General features: G+C 36.7%; 3 protein-coding genes, 2 tRNA genes and 3 rRNA genes. 7 read left to right on the top strand and 1 reads right to left on the bottom strand.

The genetic code is table 11. The features are described from left to right. Nucleotides 1-45 precede the first annotated feature (45 nt). Entirely contained in the window at nucleotides 46-645 is a 600-nt protein-coding gene (locus ACFQ1R_RS02925; RefSeq protein WP_379924611.1) for a ribonuclease HII, read from the bottom strand. Between the two features lie 461 nt (nucleotides 646-1,106). Between ACFQ1R_RS02925 and ACFQ1R_RS02920 the strand changes: the two genes are divergently transcribed. From ACFQ1R_RS02920 to ACFQ1R_RS02890, 7 genes are all read left to right on the top strand, one after another. Continuing rightward, nucleotides 1,107-3,080, top strand: a complete 1,974-nt coding sequence (locus ACFQ1R_RS02920) for a putative porin (protein WP_379924610.1) — start codon at nucleotides 1,107-1,109, stop codon at nucleotides 3,078-3,080. Between the two features lie 869 nt (nucleotides 3,081-3,949). Further along, nucleotides 3,950-5,463: ribosomal RNA gene (locus ACFQ1R_RS02915) — 16S ribosomal RNA — on the top strand. Nucleotides 5,464-5,611: 148 nt separating this feature from the next. After that, nucleotides 5,612-5,685: transfer RNA gene (locus ACFQ1R_RS02910), tRNA-Ile, on the top strand. Nucleotides 5,686-5,831: 146 nt separating this feature from the next. Then, nucleotides 5,832-5,905, top strand: a tRNA-Ala gene (locus ACFQ1R_RS02905). A gap of 218 nt (nucleotides 5,906-6,123) precedes the next feature. Further along, a 23S ribosomal RNA gene (locus tag ACFQ1R_RS02900) occupies nucleotides 6,124-8,946 on the top strand. A gap of 164 nt (nucleotides 8,947-9,110) precedes the next feature. After that, nucleotides 9,111-9,217: ribosomal RNA gene (gene rrf / locus ACFQ1R_RS02895) — 5S ribosomal RNA — on the top strand. Together the 16S, 23S and 5S rRNA genes with 2 tRNA genes alongside form the textbook arrangement of a ribosomal RNA operon. A 154-nt stretch (nucleotides 9,218-9,371) precedes the next feature. Continuing rightward, nucleotides 9,372-11,813: a helix-turn-helix domain-containing protein gene (locus ACFQ1R_RS02890; protein WP_379924609.1), complete on the top strand. Its 2,442-nt coding sequence runs from the start codon at nucleotides 9,372-9,374 to the stop codon at nucleotides 11,811-11,813. Nucleotides 11,814-11,854 lie beyond the last annotated feature (41 nt).

The raw sequence follows: 11,854 nt of genomic DNA, 5'->3' as shown, positions 1-11,854 counted from the left end.
CAATGTAATCTATTTTACTTTTTTTAATATTTCACCTAACACATATTAAATATCTAGCTTCAATTGTTCTGGCAGTAACCTGAATGATTTTCTGTGATATTTAGTAACGCCATATTTCCTTATAGCTTCGCGATGTTCTTTGGTTGGATAGCCTTTATTTTGTTTCCAATTGTACATAGGGAATTCTTCATGAATGGTTTCCATATAAGCATCTCTATAGGTTTTAGCAAGTATTGAAGCTGCTGCAATACTTAAATATTTGCCATCACCTTTTACAATAGTTTCAAAAGGAATGTTTTTATAAGGTTTAAACTTATTGCCATCAATAATAATGAACTCTGGCGTTGGTGTTAATTGATTGATGGATTGATGCATGGCTAAAATAGATGCATTCAATATATTAATTTGGTCTATTTCTTCTTGAAACACATGAGAAACACCAAATGTTAAGGCTTCCAATTCTATTATTGGTTTTAAGTGAATTCTTTTAGTTTCACTTAATTGCTTAGAATCGTTTAAAAGTGAATTTTTAAATTTATCTGAAAGTATAACTGCAGCTGCAGTAACAGGACCAGCCAAACAACCACGTCCTGCCTCGTCTGTGCCACATTCTAAGGTGTAATTTGAATAATTTTTTAATAACATAATACTAATAATATTGTCAAATCTATAATTTTAAACCCATATAAATAAGTGTCTTCTAAAATTTAGAAAGGTTTTTTACGAATTTGGTTTTGAATGTTAATAAAAATGCAAATTTGATTGCGATAATTTGTTATTGTGATAATTTTTGTACGATTATTTTCATAATAATGAAACCAAAAACAGTTTTATAGATGCTTTTTTGAATTTTTTTAATTCATTTTTTTGCGTATTAAATATAATATTTAGATGTTTGCAATCGACTAACTCAAAATAAATATTCTCGTTCATCCTTAAAACAGATGATTAATATTTAAAACAAAGCCAACAAATTTTTGTTGGCTTTGTTTATTTAAAATAATTACGCTCACTTAACGTTCAAATAATTACTTTTGCTTCGAAAATTTATATTTTATTACGAGTATAACCTTAAAAGCGTTATTTACTTAAATTTAAGTATGCTAATGATATCTAATACAAAAACAATAAATAAAAAGAACAACTTTATAAAATTGCTATCTGCATTTCTTTTAATATTTATATGTAATCCGCTTTTTGCTCAAGATAAACCAGCTAGATCAAACCGATTAGGTAGAGAGTTGGGTATAGTGCAAGCAAAAGATTCTTCAGCAAAACCACTTCCAAAAGTTTCTGAATATTTAATTATTTCTTCAGAAAACGATACAACATACGTAGATACCACGCTTTCAATAAAAAAAGATTATAAGTTCAACTATTTAAGAAAGGACGATTTTGGGTTAATGCCATTTTCCAATATGGGGCAAACGTATAATAGTTTAACCCATAATTTTCAAAACACGAGTTTAATGCCAAGTTTTGGTGCACAGGCAAAACATTTTTTCTATCAAGATGCCAAAGATATTAGTTATTATCGCGTACCAACACCGTTTACAGAGTTGTTTTTTAAAACAGCATTTGAGCAAGGACAAGCAACCGATGCTTTTTTTACAGTAAATACATCACCTCAATTTAACTTTTCAATAGCCTATAAAGGGTTGCGTTCGTTAGGTAAATACCAACATATATTAGCAAGTAGTGGTAATTTTAGGTTTACAGGCAATTACCAATCAAAAAACAAACGCTATTTTGCTAAAGGTCATATAGTGACGCAAGACTTATTAAATCAAGAAAACGGTGGTATACGTGATGATAATGTTCAGTATTTTGAAACTGGAGATCCTGAGTTTTTAGATCGTTCCATTTTTGATGTTAATTTTGAAAACGCTGAAAACTTATTAAAAGGAAAGCGTTTCTATCTGGATCATACATATTATTTAATAAGAAAACGAGATTCACTTTCAAAAAACAAATTAAGTATTGGTCATATCATTTCTTTTGAAGATAAGTTTTATCAGTTCGATCAAACAACGGCAAATAGTTATTTTGGTGATGCGTTTAAAACATCAACATTAAAAGATAAAGCTACTTTAGAATATTTCTACAATCAATTTCAATTAAACTATAGCAATAATATTATTGGCGATTTACAATTTAATGTAGGCAACACAACCTATAATTATGGTTACGATAAGTTGGTAGTATTAAATGGAAACACTATTACTAACAGATTAAAAGGCGATGTGTTTTCAGCAGGTGGAAAATACCGTAAACAATATAAAGGTTTTATGTTAGATGGTGAATTAGGTATTAATGTAACAGGAAATCTAAACGGAAATTACCTAAAAGCCACAGCAAGTTTCAAATTAAATGATGACATAGCAGCATCAGCAACTTTAAATCATAGTTCAAAATCACCAAATTTTAATACTTTACTTTATCAAAGTGATTATGTAAACTACAATTGGCAAAACAATTTCAATAATATAGAAACTCAGCAATTAGCATTTCAATTAAAATATAAAAGTTTAGCAAACATAACTGCCGATTTAAATACCATAACTAATTACGTTTATTTCAGAAAAGACGAAACCACACTGCAAGTAAAACCGTTTCAAACCAATAACACTATTACTTATTTAAGAGTAAAACTAGAAAACGAATTAAAACTAGGTAAGTTTGCGCTAAACAACACCATCTTGTACCAAAACATGCAAGACAATAATAATGTGTTAAATGCGCCAGAACTAACAACACGCAACACACTATATTATTCAAGTCATGTATTTAAAAAAGCCATGTATTTACAAACAGGTGTAACCTTAAACTATTTTACAGCATATTACATGGATGCTTACAACCCATTATTGGCAGAATTTTATGTGCAAACTAAAAAAGAATACGGCGCATTTCCAAGATTAGACTTATTTGTAAATGCCAAAATACGTCAAACCAGAATTTATTTTAAGGCAGAACATTTAAATTCGGCATTCTCAGGTTATAATTATTACTCAGCACCAAACAATCCATATCGCGATTTTATTATCCGTTTCGGTCTCGTTTGGAATTTCTTTTTATAAAATAGTTTAACCTTTTTCTTGAAAGAAAGGTGTTTTTGTTTTGATGTAAATCTCTGTTTGTACTTTTCTAAGTGTTTTTTTATTGAGATTTCTAATTTGTTTTTTATATATCCACTCAATCTTTAAAGAGCGATTATATTTAATTTAAACTAAAATAAAGTTTTTTAACTACTTTTTATATCATAAAAAGGATGAAATCAATTTGTTTTTGAGTTGTCAAATCATTCAAAATTCATTTCAAACACTATTATTGGGGCATAAGTTGCTGTTACTCCAAAAAAAATTTGTTTGTAACACCTTGAAAACCATTTAATAAAAAAAAAGATAAAAAAAAGGCAAAAAAAGTCATTGTTAGAAAGGAAAAGGGTAGTATGTTTGCACCCGCTAAAAACAGCATAGTATGTTTTAGGCTAACGTTCATAAACAGGTATAGATATTTATATTATTAGGAGTATAAAAGCTTCAAAAAAATAAATCAAAAAAATATCAAAAAACTATTGTGAGATAAAAAAAAGCATCGTAGGTTTGCAGCCGCTAAAAAGGGCAGTAGTCAACGAAGCGAAGTTCATAAATAGGTTGTAGGTATTAAGATTTAGGTTTTGAAAAAAACTTTTAAAAAAAAATATTTAAAACTATTGTGAGATAAAAAAAAGGGTTTTATATTTGCACCCGCTTAGCAAGGAAACGAGTTAAGATAAGAAGAAACAAGTTCATAAACATATTGAATTGACAGCGTAAGATTTAGTTGGAAACGACAATAATCGACAAAGAGAATAAACCATTTTGAGTACTAGAAATTCCGATTAGTTGTTAAAAAAAAGCATATTGCAAAAAGCGTAAAGCATAAAGCATGAAGCTTAGAAAAATTAACGATGAAGAGTTTGATCCTGGCTCAGGATGAACGCTAGCGGCAGGCCTAACACATGCAAGTCGAGGGGTAGAGATTGCTTGCAATCTTGAGACCGGCGCACGGGTGCGTAACGCGTATACAATCTGCCTCTTACTGCGGGATAGCCCAGAGAAATTTGGATTAATACCGCATAGTATAATTATTTGGCATCAAATTATTATTAAAGGTTACGGTAAGAGATGAGTATGCGTTCTATTAGCTAGATGGAGTGGTAACGGCACACCATGGCAACGATAGATAGGGGCCCTGAGAGGGGGATCCCCCACACTGGTACTGAGACACGGACCAGACTCCTACGGGAGGCAGCAGTGAGGAATATTGGACAATGGAGGCAACTCTGATCCAGCCATGCCGCGTGCAGGAAGACGGCCCTATGGGTTGTAAACTGCTTTTGTACAGGAAGAAACACCCCGACGTGTCGGGACTTGACGGTACTGTAAGAATAAGGATCGGCTAACTCCGTGCCAGCAGCCGCGGTAATACGGAGGATCCAAGCGTTATCCGGAATCATTGGGTTTAAAGGGTCCGTAGGTGGATAATTAAGTCAGAGGTGAAATCCTGCAGCTCAACTGTAGAATTGCCTTTGATACTGGTTATCTTGAATCATTATGAAGTAGTTAGAATATGTAGTGTAGCGGTGAAATGCATAGATATTACATAGAATACCAATTGCGAAGGCAGATTACTAATAATGTATTGACACTGATGGACGAAAGCGTGGGGAGCGAACAGGATTAGATACCCTGGTAGTCCACGCCGTAAACGATGGATACTAGCTGTTCGGATTTATCTGAGTGGCTAAGCGAAAGTGATAAGTATCCCACCTGGGGAGTACGTTCGCAAGAATGAAACTCAAAGGAATTGACGGGGGCCCGCACAAGCGGTGGAGCATGTGGTTTAATTCGATGATACGCGAGGAACCTTACCAGGGCTTAAATGTAGATTGCATTAGGTGGAGACACTTATTTCTTCGGACTATCTACAAGGTGCTGCATGGTTGTCGTCAGCTCGTGCCGTGAGGTGTCAGGTTAAGTCCTATAACGAGCGCAACCCCTGTTGTTAGTTGCCAGCGAGTCATGTCGGGAACTCTAGCAAGACTGCCAGTGCAAACTGTGAGGAAGGTGGGGATGACGTCAAATCATCACGGCCCTTACGTCCTGGGCTACACACGTGCTACAATGGTAGGGACAGAGAGCAGCCACTTCGCGAGAAGGAGCGAATCTATAAACCCTATCACAGTTCGGATCGGAGTCTGCAACTCGACTCCGTGAAGCTGGAATCGCTAGTAATCGCATATCAGCCATGATGCGGTGAATACGTTCCCGGGCCTTGTACACACCGCCCGTCAAGCCATGGAAGCTGGGAGTGCCTGAAGTCCGTCACCGCAAGGAGCGGCCTAGGGTAAAATCGGTAACTAGGGCTAAGTCGTAACAAGGTAGCCGTACCGGAAGGTGCGGCTGGAACACCTCCTTTCTAGAGAAAGACGATTAAAAGGAAAATAAGAACTAAGAAAAAAGTAGTTTATTCTCATTGCTGTTAATTTAACATATAAAGTCACCAGTCAACGGTGGATCAGTAATAATAAAATATTATTGAAAACTGAAAACTAACGACTATAAACAGTCTCATAGCTCAGCTGGTTAGAGCGCTACACTGATAATGTAGAGGTCGGCAGTTCGAGTCTGCCTGAGACTACAACCTAGAGGTTGATTTTATTATTAAATAATTTAATGTTTAATATATTATTGACTTCAAACGTTCATAGAAATAAAAAAAGGAAATTTTAGAAGTTGAGAATTCAAAGTTCGTAATTCTGAATTCATAATTCTGAATTCTGATACGGGGGATTAGCTCAGCTGGCTAGAGCGCCTGCCTTGCACGCAGGAGGTCATCGGTTCGACTCCGATATTCTCCACAACGGCTTAATGTTGTCTACTGATATTTTATCAGTGGCAATTCGCCACACGTTCATTGACATATTGAAAAAAGATACATGAAAATATAAATAGATTTTTCTATTATATAATAATTTAGATTAATTAGAATCACCACGAGCGATATCTGATTAATCCATTGTTAATTGACAATTTATAATTGTTAATTGATAGTAACTCATTAAAAAAGCAAAAAGTACAATAAGCTAAATAAGGGCGTATGGGGAATGCCTAGGCTCTCAGAGGCGAAGAAGGACGTGATAAGCTGCGAAAAGCTGCGGGGATCAGCACACATGATTTGATCCGCAGATATCCGAATGGGGCAACCCACTATATTGAAGATATAGTATCCGCAAGGAGGCAAACCCGGGGAACTGAAACATCTAAGTACCCGGAGGAGAAGAAAACAAAAGTGATTCCGTTAGTAGTGGCGAGCGAACGCGGATTAGCCCAAACCAGGTTTGTTACGGCAAGTCTGGGGTTGTAGGACCACAATATTTGAAACACAATGAATTAGAATCCTTTGGAAAAAGGGGCCATAGACGGTGATAGCCCGGTATAGGTAAAGCGTGCGTAGATAGTGGTATCCTGAGTAGTGCGGGGCACGTGAAACCCTGTATGAAACAGTCGGGACCATCCGATAAGGCTAAATACTCCTGAGAGACCGATAGTGAACTAGTACCGTGAGGGAAAGGTGAAAAGAACCCTGAATAAGGGAGTGAAATAGAACCTGAAACCATACGCTTACAAGCGGTCGGAGCCCTTTGGGGTGACGGCGTGCCTTTTGCATAATGAGCCTACGAGTTACCGTTGCTAGCAAGGTTAAGTGATTAAGTCACGGATCCGTAGCGAAAGCGAGTCTGAATAGGGCGCTTTAGTTAGTAGTGGTAGACGCGAAACCGTGTGATCTACCCATGGGCAGGTTGAAGCTGTAGTAACATACAGTGGAGGACCGAACCGGTTGACGTTGAAAAGTCTTCGGATGACCTGTGGGTAGGGGTGAAAGGCCAATCAAACTCGGAAATAGCTCGTACTCCCCGAAATGCATTTAGGTGCAGCGTTGATTTATAGTTCTGTAGAGGTAGAGCTACTGATTGGATGCGGGGGCTTCACCGCCTACCAATTCCTGACAAACTCCGAATGCTACAGAATGTTTATCAGCAGTGAGGGCATGGGTGCTAAGGTCCATGTCCGAGAGGGAAAGAACCCAGACCATCAGCTAAGGTCCCCAAATGTATGTTAAGTTGAAATAACGAGGTTGAACTGCTTAGACAGCTAGGATGTTGGCTTGGAAGCAGCCATTCATTTAAAGAGTGCGTAACAGCTCACTAGTCGAGCGGTTCGGCATGGATAATAATCGGGCATAAACATACTACCGAAGCTATGGACTTCGTAAGAAGTGGTAGGGGAGCATTGTAGTGTCGTCGAAGGTGTGATGTGAGTCATGCTGGAGAAGCTACAAAAGAAAATGTAGGCATAAGTAACGATAATGCGGGCGAGAAACCCGCACACCGAAAGACTAAGGTTTCCTCAGCTATGCTAATCAGCTGAGGGTTAGTCGGGACCTAACGCGAACCCGAAAGGGGTAGTGGATGGACAACAGGTTAATATTCCTGTACCTGCTCACGATAAAAGTGACGGAGGCGTAAATTTGGTGCGAACTGACGGAATAGTTCGTTGAAGCCAGTGGTAACACGGCGATAGTACACTGAGACTTCGGTCAAGGTGATAATCCAGAGTAGCGACTTCCAAGAAAAGCGAGTGAAGCAGCCCGTACCCTAAACCGACACAGGTAGTTGGGATGAGAATTCTAAGGTGCTCGAGAGATTCATGGCTAAGGAATTAGGCAAAATAGACTCGTAACTTCGGGAGAAGAGTCGCCACCCTTCGGGGTGGCCGCAGTGAAAAGGTCCAGGCGACTGTTTATCAAAAACACAGGGCTATGCTAAATCGAAAGATGATGTATATGGCCTGACACCTGCCCGGTGCTGGAAGGTTAAGTGGAGGGCTTAGCGTAAGCGAAGGTCTTAAATGAAGCCCCAGTAAACGGCGGCCGTAACTATAACGGTCCTAAGGTAGCGAAATTCCTTGTCGGGTAAGTTCCGACCTGCACGAATGGTGCAACGATCTGGACACTGTCTCAGCCATGAGCTCGGTGAAATTGTAGTATCGGTGAAGATGCCGATTACCCGCTGTGGGACGAAAAGACCCCGTGCACCTTTACTATAGCTTAGTATTGGTTTTGGATAAGTAATGTGTAGGATAGGTGGGAGACTTTGAAGCGGCGTCGCTAGGCGTTGTGGAGTCATTGTTGAAATACCACCCTTTGCTTATCTAGAGTCTAACCCTTGAACAAAGGGGACAGTGCTTGGTGGGTAGTTTGACTGGGGTGGTCGCCTCCAAAAGAGTAACGGAGGCTTCTAAAGGTACCCTCAGCACGCTTGGTAACCGTGCGTAGAGTGCAATGGCATAAGGGTGCTTGACTGAGAGACCTACAAGTCGATCAGGTTGGAAACAAGAGCATAGTGATCCGGTGGTTCCGCATGGAAGGGCCATCGCTCAAAGGATAAAAGGTACGCCGGGGATAACAGGCTGATCTCCCCCAAGAGCTCATATCGACGGGGGGGTTTGGCACCTCGATGTCGGCTCGTCACATCCTGGGGCTGGAGAAGGTCCCAAGGGTTGGGCTGTTCGCCCATTAAAGTGGCACGCGAGCTGGGTTCAGAACGTCGTGAGACAGTTCGGTCTCTATCTACAGTGGGCGTTAGAAATTTGAGTGGATCTGACTCTAGTACGAGAGGACCGAGTTGGACGAACCTCTGGTGTATCAGTTGTTCCGCCAGGAGCATTGCTGAGTAGCTACGTTCGGAAGGGATAAGCGCTGAAAGCATATAAGCGCGAAACCCACCACAAGATGAGATTTCTTTAAAGGGTCGTGGAAGATGACCACGTTGATAGGCTATAGGTGTAAGGGCAGTAATGTCGTAGCCGAGTAGTACTAATAACCCATAGGCTTATTGTACGCCTGTTTTTTTATAAGAGTGCAACAAAATTATACAACATCATGTTTCTATTTTCAATATGTTAAGATATTTGGCAGTCCACACTGCCAGTTTGAAAGTAGCAAGATAAAGTTTAAAATTATATTTTAAACTTTATGAACTTGAAACTTTTAAACTTAAAATTTAAGGTGGTTATAGCGACGGGGCTCACCTCTTACCATTCCGAACAGAGAAGTTAAGCCCGTTAGCGCCGATGGTACTGCATTGTGGGAGAGTAGGTCGTTGCCTTTTTTGGAAACCCCTTCATTGAAAAATGAAGGGGTTTTTTGTTTTTGTATATTTTGTACTGACATCTTTAATAAATCTCGTTTTGCTTTTTTTTGTGAAAGTTTGTTACCCAAATAGGGCTAAATTTGTATATTAAAGATCTATTTATATTTACTTAATGGACATTAATAAAGAACTGAAATTAGCTTGGGATTTTGTAAATAATACAAATCGGTCTATTTTTTTAACGGGAAAAGCGGGTACTGGTAAAACGACTTTTTTACATCGATTGAAAAAGGATAGTTTAAAACGCTTGGTTGTTGTTGCACCAACAGGAGTTGCGGCCATAAATGCGAAAGGCGTTACTATTCATTCTTTTTTTCAAATGCCTTTTGGACCTATTTTGCCCGATACCGATTTAAATAATACTACAAGTTTCAATAGAAAATTCAGCAAAACAAAAATCAATATTATTAAATCTATGGATTTATTAGTGATTGATGAAATTAGTATGGTGCGTGCCGATTTACTTGACGGTATTGATAGAACATTACGGCGTTTTAGAAATAGAAATAAGGTTTTTGGTGGCGTACAAGTGCTTATGATTGGTGATTTACAACAATTGTCACCTGTTATTAGAGATAACGAGTGGGATTTGTTAAAACATGTATATAGTAATGGATTCTTTTTTAGTAGTCAAGCGTTTCAAGAGTGTCATGCCATAACAATTGAATTAAAGCATATTTATAGACAAGAAAACCCGAAGTTTATCGAAATTTTGAATGAAATTAGAAATAATGTACTTAGTGTGGCTGCAGCTGAAGAACTTAATAAACGCTTCATTCCAAATTTTACACCAGTACCTGATGCGGGTTATATTTCATTAACTACGCATAATAATAAAGCTGAAGCCACAAATAAAGCTGAATTGGATAAACTTACAACAAAAGAATTTACATATACTGCAAAAGTAGAAGGTAAATTTCCTGAGTTTTCGTATCCTAATAGTGAATCTTTAAAGCTAAAAGTGGGTGCACAGGTTATGTTTATTAAAAATGATACTAGTGCTGATAAACGTTATTTTAATGGTAAAATTGGTAAGGTTATTCATTTAGAAAAGGATGAAGTGGTTGTTCATTGTCCTGATGATGATTTTAACATTAATACAACACCTGAAGTTTGGGAAAATATCAATTATACTGTTGATGCCGAAACAAATGCCATAACAGAAGATAAAATAGGAGCTTTTACACAAATACCCTTACGATTGGCTTGGTCTATCACTATTCATAAAAGTCAAGGTTTAACATTTGAACGAGCTATTATTGATGCCGAAGGTGCTTTTGCTCATGGACAAACGTATGTGGCATTGAGTAGATGTAAATCTTTAGAAGGCTTAGTTTTGAAAAGTAAAATTGATTCCAGCCAAATTATTAGTGATAGAAACGTAACGTTGTTTAATAAAAATGCTGAAGAAAATGAGCCTGATATAGCTGTTTTGGAAGATTCTCAAAAATTATATCAATTGGATTTAATTTTTGAAGTGTTTGATTTTTACGATTTTATATATCCATTAAACCGTATTTTAGATACATTTTACAAGAACAGAACAAGTATTGAAGGTAACATTGAAGCACCAATACAATCAATTAAAAAAACGATTACCAGTTTTTTAAAAGTTAGTAATAGCTTTAATGCTCAATTAAAAGATTTGGCAACAAACGAAGGTTTACCAGAGTTTAGTACAGTTATTCAAGAACGTTTTAAAAAGGCAATTTCATATTTTAAAACAGAAACCGAAACCAATATATTAACTCCGTTAAAAGCTTTTGGCTTCACTACAGATAATAAAGCTGTAGGTAGCGATCTTACTAAAAATATAGATTTGTTTGAAGAACTTTTGGAGGTTAAATTGTTGTGTTTAAATAGTTTAAATGATGGCTTTTCAGTTAAAAATCTTTTTGAATTACGTGTAAAATCAGTTTTCGATATTAAAGAAAAACCTAAAAAAACCAGAAAAGCTGTAATTGATAGTACTATAAATGTGGAGTTGTTTGAATTACTACGAGTGCTTAGAAATGATATTGCCCAAGAAAACGATTTAATACATTATCAAATATTCACTCAAAAAGCGTTATTTGAAATTTGTGAAATATTACCAACTTCTAAAAAAGAACTATTGCAAATTAATGGTATGGGTAAAACTAGAGTTGAGAAATATGGTGAAGCTATTTTAGAAGTTATTAAAGCATACTGTGATGAGAATAACATTGTAACTACTCATGAAGAACCAATTGTTTTTGAAGAAATAAAACAAAAAAAAGAAAAGGTTGATACTAAAAAAGTATCTTTAGAATTGTTTAAATCGGGTAAATCAATTGAAGAAATTGCAGATGAACGTGAGTTTAATACAAATACTATTTTTGGGCATTTAGCAACGTATATTCCATCTGGAGAAATAAAAATTTCAGATCTAATAACTGTAGAGCATTATGAAGAATTAAAAAAAATTATCCCGACTAAAACCTTTGAAAATTTATCAGATTTAAAAAATCAACTAGATGATAAATACAGTTATGGTGAATTGCGTTTAGTACTTGAACATTTAAAAACAGTTTAAACAAAAAAAAACTAGTATATTTTTTCATTTCTGTAAGGTTA

This window comes from Mariniflexile jejuense (genome assembly GCF_042675665.1).
Taxonomy (GTDB): domain Bacteria; phylum Bacteroidota; class Bacteroidia; order Flavobacteriales; family Flavobacteriaceae; genus Mariniflexile; species Mariniflexile jejuense.
Note: the sequence above shows the minus strand (reverse complement) of the source record. Positions and strands in the feature narration are given on the sequence as shown.